Consider the following 14,787-nt stretch of genomic DNA (forward strand, 5'->3'; position numbering starts at 1 on the left):
CCCGTTTCTCAGCCCCGCAGACGGCGGTTGACCTCGTCGGCCACCTTCCGCGCCCGCGGCATATATTCCCTCAGCATCGCATCCGCCTGATCGTCCAGCTTGGCAGCCGCCTCCCGGTCCAGCAGCGTCTTGGTGTTGACAAAAATGTTCATGCTGGCACTCTCCAGCGCTGCGGCACAGCAAAGGGCTCCGCAGCCCACATCAGATACCAGTGTCACACTGCCCTTTTCCAGCATCTCCTCCAGCAGCTCAATAGCCTCGCAGCAGGCCTTCATCATCTCAACAGGCGCCTCACAGGCGAACTTTGTGGCAGCCTCCAGCGTCTCATCGTGTTTGGGATCGTCCTTGGGAATGGAGTATGCCTTGGAGAGCGGCTCAAATGCCTCCGCGTCCTTGTCCACCAGATCCAGCAGGCGCTCCTGTACGGCAGCACCCTTTTCCAGCATTCGCTTCACGTCTGCCTCATACTGGGCATACTTCTTGCGGCCTACGGTCAGATTGCCCACCATGGAGCATAGGGCAGTGCCCAGAGCGCCCACTAGGGCGGCAGCCCCGCCGCCGCCGGGAACCGGAGCCTTGGAGGCCAGAACCGCCGCAAAATCTGCGCAACTCTTTTCAATCATTTTCTCGCTCATTGATCGTTCCACCTTTCCCGGGAAAACCTTGTCCCCATCGCACAGGGCTCCCGCGCAGTTTTCCCATATGATACGGATTGCCCGAAGAATCTTCGGGCAATCCAGCTGATAGCATCATCAAAAATTAGAACAAACCGCTGATCTTGCCGTTCTCGTCCACATCGATCTTCTCAGCGGAGGGAACCTTGGGAAGACCGGGCATGGTCATGATGTCACCAGTGAGCGCTACAATGAAGCCAGCGCCGGCAGAGACCTTCAGATTACGCACCGTGACAGTGAAGCCCTTGGGCGCGCCCAGCAGAGCAGCATCGTCAGAGAAGCTATACTGCGTCTTGGCCATGCAGATGGGCAGGTTGCCAAAGCCCAGATCCGTGAGCTGCTGGGCCTGCTTCTTGGCGTTGGCCGTCAGCACCACGCCGTCGCCGTGGTAGACCTTCTTCACGATGGTGTCCAGTTTCTGCTCGATGGAGGCGTCGGCGTCATAGACGAACTGGAAGTTGTTGGGCTGCTCGCACAGGCGCACAACCTCCTCGGCCAGGGCCTTGCCGCCCTCGCCGCCCTTGGCCCAGACCTCGCTGAGGGCCACATTCACGCCCAGCTCGTTGCACTTCTTCTCCACCAGGTCCAGTTCCGCTTTGGTGTCAGTGGGGAAGGCATTAATGGCCACCACGCAGGGCAGGCCGTAAACGTTCTTCACGTTGTCCACGTGCTGCAGCAGGTTGGGCAGGCCCTTCTCCAGAGCCTCCAAATTCTCGTTGTTCAGGTCAGCCTTGGCAACACCGCCGTGATACTTCAGGGCGCGGACCGTGGCCACGATCACCACTGCAGAGGGGTGCAGGCCAGCCATCCGGCACTTGATGTCGATGAACTTCTCAGCGCCCAGGTCTGCGGCGAAGCCGGCCTCGGTCACGGCGTAGTCGCCCATCTTCAGCGCCATGCGGGTGGCGGTGACGGAGTTGCAGCCGTGGGCAATGTTGGCGAAGGGGCCGCCGTGAATGAAGGCAGGGGTATGCTCCAGAGTCTGCACCAGGTTGGGCTTCAGGGCGTCCTTCAGAAGAGCCGCCATTGCGCCCTCGGCCTTCAGGTCATGAGCGGTGACAGGCTTGCCGTCATAGGTATAGGCCACGATCATACGGGCAAGACGGGCCTTGAGGTCGTTGATGTCACTGGCCAGGCACAAAACCGCCATGATCTCGGAGGCCACGGTGATCTCGAAGCCATCCTCACGGGGCACGCCCTGAGCCTTGCCGCCCAGACCGTCCACAATATGGCGCAGCTGACGGTCGTTCATATCCACAGCGCGCTTCCAGGTGATCTGCTTCACGTCAATCCCCAGCGCGTTGCCCTGCTGAATGTGGTTATCCAGCATGGCGGCCATCAGGTTGTTGGCAGCACCAATGGCGTGGAAGTCGCCGGTGAAGTGCAGGTTGATGTCCTCCATGGGCACCACCTGAGCATAACCGCCGCCGGCAGCACCGCCCTTGACACCAAACACAGGCCCCAGAGAGGGCTCACGCAGGGCAACCACAGCCTTTTTCCCGATCTTGCGCAGGCCGTCCGCAAGGCCCACAGAGGTGGTGGTCTTACCTTCGCCGGCGGGAGTTGGGGTAATCGCTGTCACCAGGATCAGCTTACCGTCTGGCTGATCCTTCAGGTCCTTCAGCATCCGGTAGTCAATCTTGGCCTTGTAATTGCCATACTGCTCAATGTACTTCTCATCCACCCCACAGTTCTTTGCCACTTCTGTGATTTTCAACGGGGTTGTTTCCTGGGCGATTTCGATATCACTTTTGAAACTCATGCTCTCGTTCTCCTTTTATAAAATATTTTGTCTCCGATTGCATTTTCCTGTACAGACAGCCTCCTCAGTGCGGACACCGGGGAAATCATATCTGTCTCTTCCGTCAGGTGCTAATTGCGTACGGCTTTTACGTGGTCTGACCTGTTTCCATCATTATATAAAATCGCCCTGCGGATGTCAAGCAGGATTTGTAAAAAGTCGAAGTATCTGAAAGCACCCGTTTTTTGTTGCAGGAGATTGACGAAATCCCCTGTATACCTTATAATAAATCCGTTATGATTATGTAAAGGACAAAGGAGCGATTGACATGAACAACCCTCTTGACGGGATCGACAGCACTGCCAAACCACTCTCTGAGCAAATCGCGCTGCAGCTGCGTGGTATGATCTTTGACCAACACCGCTTTCAGCCTGGGGACCGCTTGCCGGACGAGCGCAGCCTTGCGATTGAGATGGGGGTCAGCCGTACCTCTCTGCGGGAGGCCATTAAAATTTTAGTGGCAGGTGGTGTCCTGGTGATTCGCCGCGGCGTGGGCACATTCGTCTCCGAAACCCCTGGAAAAGTGGAGGACCCCTTTGGCTTCGCCTATGCCGAGGACAAAAAGCAGCTCCTATCCGACTGGTATCAGTGCCGTCTGATCATTGAGTCAGAGGCTATGGAACTGGTTGCCAAAAACGCTGCAGACGAGGAGCTTGAAGGCCTGGAAGAGCTAGCCCGCCGCCAAGGAGACATGATCAGCGCCGCCCACAAGGGCAATCCAGACGGCTACTCTTTCATGGAACTGGACCGGGAATTTCACTCCGCTTTGGCACAGGCCACTCACAGTGCCGTCATGGGGCGGGTCCTTCCCGCACTTCATGAGTGGGTTTATTTTGGCGCAGCCATTGGCGAGTACCCGCGCCTGTCCCGGCAGATGGAAGAGAACGCCAGAAAAAGCCACTTGAGTATTGCCCGATTTTTAAAGATGCGAGACGGCAAGGGCGCAAATCTGGCCATGCGTTACCACATGCTTCAGGCTTTGGAGGATGTGGAGCGTCCGTAGCGATGCTATCTATCCTGAAAGCAATCGTATCAATTGATACAACGAGTATCATTGATCTGCAATTTTATGAATTCACCTCAGCCTATCCTCTGTCTTCTGAGCGCCCCATGAAAATTAAGGAAGATGGCTTGACTTTTGAGAAGGGATTGAGTATGATAGAAAGTATCAAAGTGGTCATACCACGCAGCTGGCTCTGTAGGATGAGATTCAAAAATTGATGAAAGAGGTGCTTTACAATGGGCAACAAGAAAAAGATGACAGTTTTGGATTTCCAGAAGTACAAGGACGAGGGCCGCAAGTTCTCCTTCGTAACGGCCTACGACTACACCACCGCTAGCATTGTCAACGAGAGTGACTGCGAGATCATCCTGGTGGGCGACTCCCTGGGCATGATTATGCTGGGCTACAACACGACGGTGCCTGTGACGGTGGACGACATGATCCACCACATCCGCCCGGTGGTCAAGGGCGCTCCGGACACCTTCATCATCGGAGATATGCCGTTTGGCTCCTACAACGTCAGCAAGGAGCAGGCCATTGAGACAGCCAACCGGATCACCAAGGAGACCCTGTGCGACTGCGTGAAGCTGGAGGGCGGCGCGAACATGGCTCCCACGATCCGCGCGATGGTGGACGCCGGCATCAATGTGATGGGCCACATCGGTATGACCCCGCAGACCGCCACCTCTTTCGGCGGCTTTAAGGTGCAGGGCGGCACGCCTGAGTCTGCCCGGAAGCTGATTGAGGACGCCAAGGCTCTGGAGGCCGCGGGCGTGTTCGCCATGGTTGTGGAGTGCGTTCCCAGCGTGGTGGCCAAGGCCATGCAGGAGGAAGTGCATGTGCCCATCCTGGGCATTGGCGCCGGTCCTTATGTGGATTGCCAGGTGCTGGTGACGCAGGACCTGCTGGGCATGTACGGCGACTTCAAGCCCAAGTTCGTCAAGCACTTCGCCAACATCCGCGCCGAGATGATCAAGGGCCTCAACCTCTTCCACGAGGAAACCCTCAGCGGTGCTTTCCCCACGCCCGAGTACTCCTTCAACAAGGCCGTGGAGATTCCCTCTGTTTACGGTCCCGGCAACAACTGAGATTTGCTTCTAAGGCCCGCGGTGGTTTTTCCACCGCGGGCCTTCTTTCTGCCTTCTCTTCATAACATCCCGCCCCGAAGCCTTTCACCTCCGGCTGGTCTGATCTGACTTCTTACTGATCTGGCGCTGTCACCGCCAGACCATTGACCTCAATTCCTTCTTCAATAGGAATCAGAATGTACTTCTTTCCATCAATCATCCGCGCCTGTGCCAGATGGCTGTATTCTGGGTTGATCCGGACAGCCGCCTGTGCTGTTTTGATCTCGAACCGCCCTGCATCCAAAATGTTTTCCGGGTATAACACCGTACCAGAGCCAAATTGCTCTGAGCACCGCTGCTCAAAGGCGGTGATCCGCTCTTCCGGAACGCCACATTCCCGTAAAGTATTTTTCATTTCTCCCACGCTTATGGTAAGCGGTTCTGGAATTTTACACTCCTTATGCTGCTCCAGCTTACCAGAGAGATGCTCGTGAATGGCCTGTGCAACCCCAAAGCTGTATGTATCCTCCAGCGCCTCGGACAAGGCTGTCTGAAACGCCTCCTTCTGCTCAGCGGCCGACATAGGTGGGTCAATATGGAACACCGCGTCAATAAATTCCTGATGCAGTTCCCCGCTCTTTTGTGAATAGAACAGCGCGTCGTAAATATTAGCTGACCTGTCATCGAAGGCCGGAAATACAAAGCCAAGCTCCGGCGCCATGACGGTCTGCCGCGCGGTGCAGTGGAACTCGTTATCCCCGGGAAAATAGTTCAGCTCCACTTTCCCCAGCTTTACCGGACAAACCGCACATACAATATAGGAGAACACCTCGTCCGAGGCATCCTGCTGAAACTCCCCATCTCCGCCTTTATGCGGCACATCATAGGTATCGTGCGCCAGCAACAGAACATAGGGGCGCCCATCCATGTCCAGGCTCCCTATGACCTTTTGGTAAAAGTTCCTTCGGATTTCTCCGTCCTGCAGCTCAGAGTCCCGAAGATTCATCAGCAGCCGGTGCTCTTCACTGTCCATAACCTGCTGGGTGGAAAACACAATATCAATCAAGTTTTTTCCCAGTGTACCAGACATGGTCTTTTTCAAAAGTCCCAGATATTGCTCGACCTCTTCCTGAGGCAGCATTCCAAGAGGCTCCTCCAAATCGGAGACCAACTCGCCGCCGCTGTTAACAAAGCACCCGTAAATACGGCTGACAGCATTTTTTTCCGGTCGCCAGCGTCGGCGCAGTTCACTTAACTCTCTTTGGTTCATTTGATTCCTCACAATCTTCGTGGTCACGGCAGTCCCCATAGGTCCTGCCGTATCTTTGATTTTAAAGGCATGTTTTTTTATTGTAGCGGAATTTTGAGGAAAAAACAATCGCATCCGTAACGAATTTGTCAACGACGGCAGCTTAAAAATCTCTACTCTTATAGATTCTTATAGATTATGAATACCTAAGGGTCAGAGGTAAACGTCCGCCGCCGCCAAAAAGCTGTCACCGCCGCGCTTCTGAGCAATTCCTTACGGGCCCGTTATTTTTTTGTTACTTTTTTGCTTTTTTCTCCCACACATTTCCGGTCCTCTCCCGTCGTTTTTCGTCTAAGGTGGGGACTGAGTACCTTTTTTCTCCGCAAAAACTTGACAAGAGTGGGAGCGCGGTGTATACTAGGTCCAGTTTTCCAATCGGTAACAAAAGTAACAACTTGTTTCCACTCGTAAGACCTTCCCGATTGGGAAGACCTAAGGAGGTATGGTTTTGAAACATCATTTACAAAAAACGACGCATGAACGTCTGATTACACTCTTTTCCTTTGCTGTCGTGCTGGTCGCCAGTTTAGGCGCTACCACCTGGTCCAATGCTTTGTATATTCTTACCGGTGTAGAGGACGCCGCCATTGTTCTGGATGGTTCCCAGGAGGCTCCTGATTTGGGCAGCCGCATGGTCTACACCTCCTCTGGACGTTCGGGCTACGATGTCACGCTCAGCTCCGGGCAGCAGGTCCTGATTGAGCGGGATGGCGAGACTCTCTCCACCCGGTGCAAAACAGAGACCATTTCCCAACTGCTCGACCGAATGGGGATCACCCTCTCTCCTCTGGAGATGGTAGCGGTGGACCTGTCTGGAGAGGAGATTGTTCTCTCTGTCAGCGAGGACGTCACCTATTATGACCAAGTCAGTGAGCCGGCGTCCTTTGAGACGGTCCGTGTGGCCAACCCCGATTTGCTGGAAGGCACCGAGAACGTTGTGCAGGAGGGCGCGGACGGCGTCCGTACCTCTATTTATGAAGTGGTGTGGTCCAACGGTCAGCAGATCAGCCGCCAGTTTGTAGAGGAACTGGACAGCACCGCAGTGGATCAGATTATTGAGTACGGCACTGCCAAGCCGCAGCCTGAAATGGGTTCCGATCTCGGCAAGCCTGTTGATATCAAGAAAAATGCCGATGGCAGCGGCACCCTGCGCTTTGCGGACGGCAGTACCCTGAACTTTTCCGGTGCCAAGACGATGACAGCCACCGCATACACCGCCGGACACGGCGGCGCGGATTATACCACTGCTACAGGCACATTTGTTCAGGTTGGTACCGTGGCAGTGGACAAAAATGTGATTCCCCTGGGTACACGGATGTTTATTGTTACCAACGACGGCATCGTTTATGGAATGGCCGTTGCTGAGGATACCGGTGTGCGGGGTAATGTGATTGATCTTTATTATGGCACCTATCGGGAGTGTATTGAGTTTGGCAGGCGGAGCTGTACCGTCTATATCCTGGAATAATTTTTAAAATGCAAAAGGATGCCCCGGCACAGCGTGCCGGGGCATCCTTTTCTATATCAAAGTCACGTTTTTGCGGTCAATTTTTTTTGCAAGATCATACCTTTTTTCCTGCAAATTCGCATTTTTTCCGCCTAAGCTGCCTTTTCTTGTAAGTTTTTTCGAAGAAAACCGTCAAAAGAGCAAAAAAACTTTGGTATGCTCCGCGCTTTTCGTTGTTATTTATGCTAGACATTTCATGGGAAAACGATTACAATTGGCACCGAAATGAGCGGGATGTATGTGTGTAGGGTCTCGCTCAAAACAGGTTCCGGTAGATCCGGGCCTAAAATAAAAGGAGGAATTGACGTGATTACATTCTTCGTCTGCCTGGCACTTTTGATTGTGGGCTTCCTGGTATACGGCAAGCTCGTGGAAAAAGTGTTCCACATTGATGACCGGCAGACACCGGCTGTCGCACACCCGGACGGTGTAGACTATGTCCCCATGAAAACCTGGCGTATTTTCCTGGTGCAGTTATTGAACATCGCAGGTCTGGGACCCATCTACGGCGCGATTGCCGGCGCGTGCTGGGGACCTGTGGTGTACCTCTGGATTGTGTTTGGCACCATCCTGGGCGGCGGCGTCCACGACTTCCTCTCCGGCATGATGTCTGAGAGAAACGACGGCAAGTCTATCTCCGAGATTGTTGGACTCTACATGGGCAAGGTCATCACCTTCATTATGCGGGTATTCTCTGTGGTCCTGCTGGTGATGGTGGGCGTGAACTTTGCCAAAGGCCCTGCCGACCTACTGGCACGGCTGACCCCCGATGCGCTTAACGGCACCTTCTGGCTGGCGGTTGTGCTTCTGTACTATCTTGCGGCGACCTTCCTGCCCATTGACAAGATCGTTGGCAAGCTCTATCCCATCTTTGGTATCTGCCTGATCATCATGGCCATCGGCGTTGGCGGCGCAACGCTGATCACCAGCGGCGCGGACATGCCCGAGCTCGGTGCGGCCAGTCTTTCCGCTGTGCATCCCGCTGGCACGCCGAAGTGGGCCATGATGTTCGTCACAGTGGCCTGCGGTGCCGTTTCTGGCTTCCATGCCACCCAGTCTCCCATGATGGCCCGTTGCATCACCAGCGAAAAAGAGGGCCGCACTGTATTCTATGGGGCCATGGTGGCCGAGGGCATTATCGCTCTGATCTGGGCTGCTGCTGGTGTGACCTTCTACACCCATGGCGGTTCCCTCCTGGATGGCATGGCCGGTCTGAGCGGCGCCATCTCCGCCCAGGGCCAGGGCGGTGTTGTCTATGACATCTGCACCACTCTGCTTGGGCCTGTCGGCGGTGTTCTGGCTATGATCGGCGTGATTGCCTGCCCCATCACCTCTGGCGACACGGCATTCCGTTCGGCCCGTCTGACGATTGCCGACTGGTTCCACATTGATCAGTCCGACACAAAGAAGCGCGCTATGCTGGCGGTGCCTCTGCTGGCGGTGGGCGCGATCATTGTGGTGGCTCTTCCTTGGGAGGTTCTTTGGCGTTACTTCTCCTGGTCCAATCAGACCCTCGCTATGATCGTGCTTTGGACCGGCGGCGTGTTCCTGTACCGCTTCGGTTTCCCGCCGATTGCCTGCCTGATGGCCGCGCTGCCTGCCACGTTCATGACCGCAGTCTCTGTGACCTATTTCTTCCAGGCTCCCGAGTGCCTGAACTTGTCCACCTCCATCGCCTATCCCGTGGGCATTGTGGTGGCTGTAGCACTGTTGATCCTCTTCTGCGTCAAGACCTTTGGCAGCAAGAAATCCAATGACCTGCGCAGCGCGCAGAGCAAATAAGACTTCAACACCCCCCCGCCTGTAGGCGGGGGTGTTGTGTTTTTTCTTCACCCGTGGCTGTGGGCAAGGCTTTTACAGTCGCTGCAGTAAGGCGGGAAGCTCCTCCAGAGTACGCACAGTATAGTCTGGTTTGATGTTTGGACGAGGTGTTGCTCCGTGAGGATTGAACCAGCAGGAACGCAGTCCTGCGTCTCGGGCTCCCCGAATATCAGAGGTGAGGCTGTCCCCCACCATCAGCGCGTCCGCAGCGTCAAAGCCCGGGATTGCAGCAAAGCACGCCTGAAAAAAGGCAGTGCTCGGTTTGTCAGCTCCCATCTTCTCTGAGATGAAGATGTCCTTGAAATATTTTTCAATACCGGCACTTTTCAGCCGGCCGGCCTGGACCGACGCGGCACCGTTACTGGCAAGATACAAATCGTATCTTGAAGAGATGTTCTCCAGCAGCTCCCGAGCGCCGGGTATAAAAAAATGTCCCTGAGAGAGGAATCGCTCGTAGACCTTGCAGACCTCCTGACTGGAGCAAGCGATACCCAATTCTGAAAACAGCAGATCGAACCGGCGGATCAGCACCTGGGAGCGAGTGAGCTTCCCCTCCTCCAACAACTCCCACTGCTGGCGGTTCAGAACGTGGTATCGGTCCAGAATGGCGGGCGTAGGTTCCATTTGAAAGCTGCGGAGAGTCTCCGCCAGGGCCTGTTTCTCTGCCTGATGAAAATCCAGGATCGTATCGTCCAGGTCAAAAAAAATCGTCCTCAGCATGGCTGCACCTCATCCTCTCAATTCTTAGGCTTCAGTGTACCGGATTTCCGGATGGTTGGCAAGCATGGATTTCCACATAGGGTTGGCAGCGGGGAAAAGTTCTGGTATACTGCTGTGGAAAGGCGGGGTTTCATGTGAATTTATGTGACGAGAAAACCATTCGGGAGCTGCTGGGCCGGCACGGCTTCCACTTCTCCAAATCCATGGGGCAGAACTTTTTGATTGATCCCCAGATACCTGCGGATATTGCAGCGGCCTCTGGAGCGGATGAGACCTGCGGCGTGCTGGAAATCGGCCCTGGCATCGGCCCTTTGACGGCGGAGCTTGCCCAGCGTGCTGGGAAAGTGGCGGCGGTGGAGTTGGATCTCTCGCTGCTACCGGTACTCTCAGAGACCATGTCTCCCTATCCCAATGTGGAGATTGTGCCGGGAGACGTGATGAAACTGGACCTGACTGCCCTGGCGGAGGAAAAATTTCAGAACCTTACTCCCCTCGTCTGCGCCAATCTCCCCTACAACATCACAACGCCGGTGCTGACCCGACTTATTGAGGCGCCCTGCTTTGCATCGTTCACCGTGCTCATCCAGCGGGAGGTGGCCCAACGACTGGCTTCCCCACCTGGTTCCAGGGACAGCGGTTCTTTTTCGCTCTTTTTGCAATACTATATGGAGGCGGAGCTGCTCTTCCAGGTCCCCAGGGAAAAATTTCTTCCAGCGCCCAAGGTGACATCCGCCGTGCTGCGGTGTGTCCGGCGGCCCAGGCCGGCGGTTGCCGTGAATGATGAGGCATTTTTCTTCCGCTGTGTGCGGGGAGCCTTTTTGCTACGGCGCAAGACCCTGGCTAATTCTCTCTCTGCCGCTCTTCCAGACTTTTCCAAAGAGTGCATCCAGGAGGCAATCCGCCGCTGCGGATTGCCGGCGGATATCCGCGGCGAGCGGCTGACACTTGAAAACTTCGCGGAGCTCTCTGCGATTTTGGCGGAGTTGGCGCTGTAATCCGCTTGCCTTTTTTGAAAGGTTCCTGTAAAATAGCGTGGTGAACATTACAAAATACTATGGAGGTATGATATGTCTACGAAAGCCTATTTCCCCAGATCTGAAATCGGCCCTGGTAAGGTCGGGTTCTCCAAGACCCGTTCCATCATCGAGGCTCCCTTTTACGGCAACAATGTGATCAAGGTCAACTCCCTGCGGGAGGCCTATGATCTGGCGAAAAACTCCCCCGGCACCGTGGTTACTGATATGCCCGTCTATCGCGGCGAGGAATTTGGCCTGGAACCGGACGCCAAGGTTCTGCTCTTTAACGATGGTTCCATCACCGGCCGCTACGCCCCCGCTCGCCGGATCACCGGCAAGCCCGGCGTAGACACCGCCGCTCTAGATAAAATTCTCATGGACGCGGTTTATGACACCCGCTGGAAAACCATGTACCACGCCGAGGTCTTTATCGGCCTGGACGAGGAATTCATGGTCAAGGCCCATCTGTTGATCCCCGAGGGCGAGGAGAACCTGCTCTATAACTGGATGCTGAACTTCCAGTACCAGTCCGACGAGTGTGTGAAGATGTACAAGCGCTCCAAGAGCGTGGGCTCCGGCCACGAGGCTGACATCTACATTTTCTCTGATCCCCAGTGGACTGGCGCGCCGGGTCAGGAGAACGTGTGCGATCCCAAGTGCCTTTGTTATTTCAACACGGACACCAACTGCGCCGCCATCTTGGGCATGCGCTACTTTGGCGAGCACAAGAAGGGTACGCTAACTCTGGCCTGGGCCATTGCCAACCGCAACGGCTACGCCGCCTGCCACGGCGGTCAGAAGGAGTATACCCTGGCTGACGGCAGTAAGTATGTGGCCGCCGTGTTCGGCCTCTCTGGCTCCGGCAAATCCACCCTGACCCACGCCAAGCACGGCGGCAAGTATCCCGCCATCAAAGTGCTCCACGACGATGCCTTCATCATCAACTCCGACACCTGTGCCTCCATCGCTCTGGAACCCACCTATTTTGACAAGACCTCAGACTATCCCGTGGACGCGCCGGACAACAAGTATCTGCTGACCGTGCAGAACTGCTCCGCCACACTGGACGAGGACGGCAAGATCGTCTGTGTCACTGAGGATATCCGCAATGGAAACGGCCGGGCTATCAAGTCCAAGCTGTGGTCTCCCAACCGGGTGGATAAGATCGACTCCCCGGTGAACGCTATCTTCTGGATCATGAAGGACCCCACCATCCCCCCCATCGTGCGGCTCAAGGGCGCATCCCTGGCCTCCGTCATGGGTGCCACCCTAGCCACCAAGCGTTCCAGTGCTGAGCGACTGAAGGAGGGCGTAGACCCCAACGCCCTGGTGGTGGAACCCTACGCGAATCCCTTCCGCACCTATCCCCTGGCCAACGATTATGAGAAGTTCAAGAAGCTGGTGGCGGAGAAGAATGTGGCCTGCTATATCATCAACACCGGCGACTTCATGGGCAAGAAGGTCCAAAAGGAGGACACTCTTGGCATTCTGGAGGCCGTGGTGGAGGGCAAGGCACAGTTCAAGCCCTGGGGCCCCTTCTCCGACATTGAGATTCTGGAGTGGGAGGGCTTTGTGCCCGACCTCAGCGATCACGCCTATGTGGAGCAGCTGAAGGCCCGGATGCAGGACCGGCTGAACTACGTGGAGGGCCTGAAGGATGCCGAGGGAGGCTTCAATATGCTGCCCACCGACGCCGCCGAAGCCATCCGCAAGGTGGTGGACCAGGCCAACAGCCTGTAAGCTGATAGAAAAAGCGCCCGAAATGGGCGCTTTTTTTATAGTCCATCCCGGCCCCCTCGCCAGGAGAGCTACTTACGGGGTGGATAGGGTGTCTTCTGGTCAGTGCGGCCCAGCAGATAGTCCGTGCTGGTCTGGTACAGGTCCGCCAGCTTTATGAGAACGGACACCGGAATCTCATTTTCCCCTGTCTCATATTTGGAATAGCCGGTCTGAGACATGCCCAAGAGTCCGGCAAGCTCGGTCTGATTTCTGTCGCTGTCTTCCCGCAGGTCCCGAATCCGTGGATACATTGGCATCACCTCAGGCCTATCCTACCTCTTCCCTTTTTAACCCTTGACAGGTTAACCTGAATCAGGTTAAAATATGCGTGAGGTGATCAACATGACGCAAGAAGCAGATTACCGGCAGGCCTATGAAACTCTGGACAGCGCCCTGCGGCAGGCGATCCGCCTGCTGTCCCAGGCCCGGCTTCAAACCGCACTGCGGATAAAAATTGACAACGGCACACTGACGGCGGAGGACGACACGGGCCTGGAGGCGGAGATTGCGGATTTTCTCCGGGAGCAGGAAGCCAGCGGCCCCAATTTGTAACTATTTTGTATGGATTTCCAGGCTGATTTTATGATACTCTCTGAAAAAAGGAGGTCAGAAATGGAGCTTGTGCGAAAGCCGATTCTGCGGGTGCCGCTGGTGCTGGCGCTCACCGGCCTAGTGTGCCGGTGCCTAACCTATCTGATCGGATTTGTCTGGGGGCGGATTCAGATCGCCCAGGGGCCTAATCCCGCCACTGGCGCCTATGAGCTCAGCACCGGGTATATGAGTGAGATTATGGCAGTGATTGCTTTCCTCCTCTTCTGGACCGCTGGATGGAAGTTTGTCCGGGGACTGAGCCGGAAGGAGATCTTCCTCTCCGCCACTGTCATGGTGGTGTGGGCAGGGCTCCTGCTGGCCTGGGAGCAGCTTAGTCACGCCATGGGAGGCTACTCCATGTGGGTGTACCGCCTCTATGCCACCACGGATGCTATGAGGTGGGCCACGCAGATCCTGACACGGGTCTTTGACGAGGTCTCCGTGCCAGTGGTGCTGCCTTACATCTTCACTCCCTATCTCTACTTACTATTCGGACGCCGCAAGACCGACTCCTAAGAGGCGGTCTTTTCGCACCAACCCTTTCCGGGCGCATACAATGGATTGAAAGACCCAAGTCTTTCATTCAGCTACTTATTAGGAGGTATTGCAATGCCCGAGAAAGTTATGCCCGGTCCCGTGTCGGACTGCAGCGGCATCCGTGAGGCGGTTTGCATCCATACCAGGAAAATTTTTGATTCCTGCCGAGATAAGGACTGCATCGAAGATCTTCGGTTCTATCCGAAGCTGCAGTATGTGGATGTAATCAATCGCGCCCTGTCTGTCAAGGGCGGCAGCGCTAAGCTGCTGTATGTGTACGTGGATGTGGAGCCCGTCAGCTTCAACCGGGGCTTCTACACCGTGGATATGCGCTTTTTCTACGCTGTAACTCTACAGGCCTATCTCAGCTGTCCTGCCCCTGTCACCGTGGAGGGCCTGTGCGTGTTTGACAAGCGCGTGATTCTCTTCGGAAGCGAAGGGAATGCCAAAATTTTCTCTTCGGAGCTGCGCACCGGAGAGCCGGATATTCAGCTGGCCAAGCGAACCAATGTTCCCATTGCCGTGGTGGAAGCCGTAGACCCCATCGTGCTGGACGCCCGGCTGATGGACTGCTGCGGCAAGCGTGACTGTGACTGTGACCTGTGCGAAGTCCCCTCCTTCGTCAACTGCTGCTTTGACGGGGAGCTCTCCAGCGGAGATGACAGCCGCCACATCTATGTGACCCTGGGGCAGTTCTCCATCGTGCGTCTGGAGCGGGATACCCAGCTTCTGGTGCCGGTGTACGACTACTGCATGCCGGAGAAGGAGTGCTCCTGCGGCAACAGCAACGAGGACCCCTGCTGCATTTTCCGGAACATCTCGTTCCCTGTGGGCGAGTTCTTCCCGCCCAACACCGTGCAGATGCCGGAGGACTACGAGACCGCCAAGTGCTGCTGCGCCTGCGGAAAATAAAACAGGCTGCCGGCGTTTCAAATTCCCAGCATCCAACAACAACCGCCGGG

General features: G+C 55.7%; 14 protein-coding genes. 9 read left to right on the top strand and 5 right to left on the bottom strand.

Annotation, left to right across the window (positions count from 1 at the left end; translation table 11 throughout):
• Positions 1–8: 8 nt before the first annotated feature.
• A complete protein-coding gene (locus tag KJS55_RS00125; protein WP_187028835.1) occupies positions 9–635 on the bottom strand; it encodes a cyclodeaminase/cyclohydrolase family protein in 627 nt (208 codons plus the stop codon).
• Positions 636–759: 124 nt separating this feature from the next.
• Positions 760–2,436 carry a formate--tetrahydrofolate ligase gene (locus KJS55_RS00130; RefSeq protein WP_187028837.1) on the bottom strand — a complete coding sequence of 559 codons (1,677 nt, stop codon included), beginning with the start codon at positions 2,434–2,436 and terminating at the stop codon, positions 760–762.
• 307 nt (positions 2,437–2,743) lie between these two features.
• Here KJS55_RS00130 and KJS55_RS00135 point away from each other — a divergent pair, with 307 nt between their 5' ends.
• Both KJS55_RS00135 and panB read left to right on the top strand, forming a co-directional pair.
• A complete protein-coding gene (locus tag KJS55_RS00135) occupies positions 2,744–3,478 on the top strand; it encodes a FadR/GntR family transcriptional regulator (protein WP_187028839.1) in 735 nt (244 codons plus the stop codon).
• Between the two features lie 236 nt (positions 3,479–3,714).
• Positions 3,715–4,566 carry a 3-methyl-2-oxobutanoate hydroxymethyltransferase gene (gene panB / locus KJS55_RS00140; protein WP_187028720.1) on the top strand — a complete coding sequence of 284 codons (852 nt, stop codon included), beginning with the start codon at positions 3,715–3,717 and terminating at the stop codon, positions 4,564–4,566.
• 112 nt (positions 4,567–4,678) lie between these two features.
• Here panB and KJS55_RS00145 read toward each other — a convergent pair whose 3' ends face one another.
• Positions 4,679–5,815 carry a DUF4317 domain-containing protein gene (locus KJS55_RS00145; RefSeq protein WP_213542364.1) on the bottom strand — a complete coding sequence of 379 codons (1,137 nt, stop codon included), beginning with the start codon at positions 5,813–5,815 and terminating at the stop codon, positions 4,679–4,681.
• A 487-nt stretch (positions 5,816–6,302) separates the two neighbouring features.
• Between KJS55_RS00145 and KJS55_RS00150 the strand changes: the two genes are divergently transcribed.
• Together KJS55_RS00150 and KJS55_RS00155 are read left to right on the top strand one after the other, a co-directional pair.
• On the top strand, positions 6,303–7,322 hold the full coding sequence (locus KJS55_RS00150) for a G5 and 3D domain-containing protein (protein WP_228300418.1): 1,020 nt from the start codon (positions 6,303–6,305) through the stop codon (positions 7,320–7,322).
• 345 nt (positions 7,323–7,667) lie between these two features.
• Positions 7,668–9,143 carry a carbon starvation CstA family protein gene (locus KJS55_RS00155; protein ID WP_187028847.1) on the top strand — a complete coding sequence of 492 codons (1,476 nt, stop codon included), beginning with the start codon at positions 7,668–7,670 and terminating at the stop codon, positions 9,141–9,143.
• Positions 9,144–9,215: 72 nt separating this feature from the next.
• On the opposite strand, the gene KJS55_RS00160 is transcribed toward KJS55_RS00155, so the two are convergent.
• Positions 9,216–9,902 carry a YjjG family noncanonical pyrimidine nucleotidase gene (locus KJS55_RS00160; RefSeq protein ID WP_213542365.1) on the bottom strand — a complete coding sequence of 229 codons (687 nt, stop codon included), beginning with the start codon at positions 9,900–9,902 and terminating at the stop codon, positions 9,216–9,218.
• A 134-nt stretch (positions 9,903–10,036) separates the two neighbouring features.
• Between KJS55_RS00160 and rsmA the strand changes: the two genes are divergently transcribed.
• Positions 10,037–10,897, top strand: a complete 861-nt coding sequence (gene rsmA / locus KJS55_RS00165) for a 16S rRNA (adenine(1518)-N(6)/adenine(1519)-N(6))-dimethyltransferase RsmA (protein ID WP_187028852.1) — start codon at positions 10,037–10,039, stop codon at positions 10,895–10,897.
• Between the two features lie 72 nt (positions 10,898–10,969).
• Positions 10,970–12,658 carry a phosphoenolpyruvate carboxykinase (ATP) gene (locus tag KJS55_RS00170; protein WP_213542366.1) on the top strand — a complete coding sequence of 563 codons (1,689 nt, stop codon included), beginning with the start codon at positions 10,970–10,972 and terminating at the stop codon, positions 12,656–12,658.
• Between the two features lie 68 nt (positions 12,659–12,726).
• Here the strand turns inward: KJS55_RS00170 and KJS55_RS00175 are convergent, their stop codons facing one another.
• Complete coding sequence (locus KJS55_RS00175) at positions 12,727–12,954, bottom strand: helix-turn-helix domain-containing protein (protein ID WP_428846500.1); 228 nt, start codon at positions 12,952–12,954, stop codon at positions 12,727–12,729.
• 85 nt (positions 12,955–13,039) lie between these two features.
• Here KJS55_RS00175 and KJS55_RS00180 point away from each other — a divergent pair, with 85 nt between their 5' ends.
• From KJS55_RS00180 to KJS55_RS00190, 3 genes are all read left to right on the top strand, one after another.
• The gene (locus KJS55_RS00180) at positions 13,040–13,249 is read left to right on the top strand and encodes a hypothetical protein (protein WP_187028856.1); all 210 of its coding nucleotides are present in this window, start codon (positions 13,040–13,042) and stop codon (positions 13,247–13,249) included.
• A gap of 60 nt (positions 13,250–13,309) precedes the next feature.
• Positions 13,310–13,804, top strand: a complete 495-nt coding sequence (locus KJS55_RS00185) for a hypothetical protein (protein ID WP_213542367.1) — start codon at positions 13,310–13,312, stop codon at positions 13,802–13,804.
• Positions 13,805–13,897: 93 nt separating this feature from the next.
• Positions 13,898–14,737, top strand: coding sequence for a hypothetical protein (locus KJS55_RS00190; protein WP_213542368.1), 840 nt, complete (start codon positions 13,898–13,900; stop codon positions 14,735–14,737).
• Positions 14,738–14,787: the final 50 nt, after the last annotated feature.

The organism is Pusillibacter faecalis (assembly GCF_018408705.1).
In the GTDB taxonomy this organism is placed as follows: Bacteria; Bacillota; Clostridia; order Oscillospirales; family Oscillospiraceae; genus Oscillibacter; species Oscillibacter faecalis.

Coding starts and splice junctions, on each gene's coding strand:
- KJS55_RS00125 (WP_187028835.1), bottom strand. CDS start 635: ATGAGCGAGAAAATGATTGAAAAGAGTTGCGCAGATTTTGCGGCGGTT.
- KJS55_RS00130 (WP_187028837.1), bottom strand. CDS start 2,436: ATGAGTTTCAAAAGTGATATCGAAATCGCCCAGGAAACAACCCCGTTG.
- KJS55_RS00135 (WP_187028839.1), top strand. CDS start 2,744: ATGAACAACCCTCTTGACGGGATCGACAGCACTGCCAAACCACTCTCT.
- panB (WP_187028720.1), top strand. CDS start 3,715: ATGGGCAACAAGAAAAAGATGACAGTTTTGGATTTCCAGAAGTACAAG.
- KJS55_RS00145 (WP_213542364.1), bottom strand. CDS start 5,815: ATGAACCAAAGAGAGTTAAGTGAACTGCGCCGACGCTGGCGACCGGAA.
- KJS55_RS00160 (WP_213542365.1), bottom strand. CDS start 9,902: ATGCTGAGGACGATTTTTTTTGACCTGGACGATACGATCCTGGATTTT.
- KJS55_RS00170 (WP_213542366.1), top strand. CDS start 10,970: ATGTCTACGAAAGCCTATTTCCCCAGATCTGAAATCGGCCCTGGTAAG.
- KJS55_RS00175 (WP_428846500.1), bottom strand. CDS start 12,954: ATGCCAATGTATCCACGGATTCGGGACCTGCGGGAAGACAGCGACAGA.
- KJS55_RS00180 (WP_187028856.1), top strand. CDS start 13,040: ATGACGCAAGAAGCAGATTACCGGCAGGCCTATGAAACTCTGGACAGC.
- KJS55_RS00185 (WP_213542367.1), top strand. CDS start 13,310: ATGGAGCTTGTGCGAAAGCCGATTCTGCGGGTGCCGCTGGTGCTGGCG.
- KJS55_RS00190 (WP_213542368.1), top strand. CDS start 13,898: ATGCCCGAGAAAGTTATGCCCGGTCCCGTGTCGGACTGCAGCGGCATC.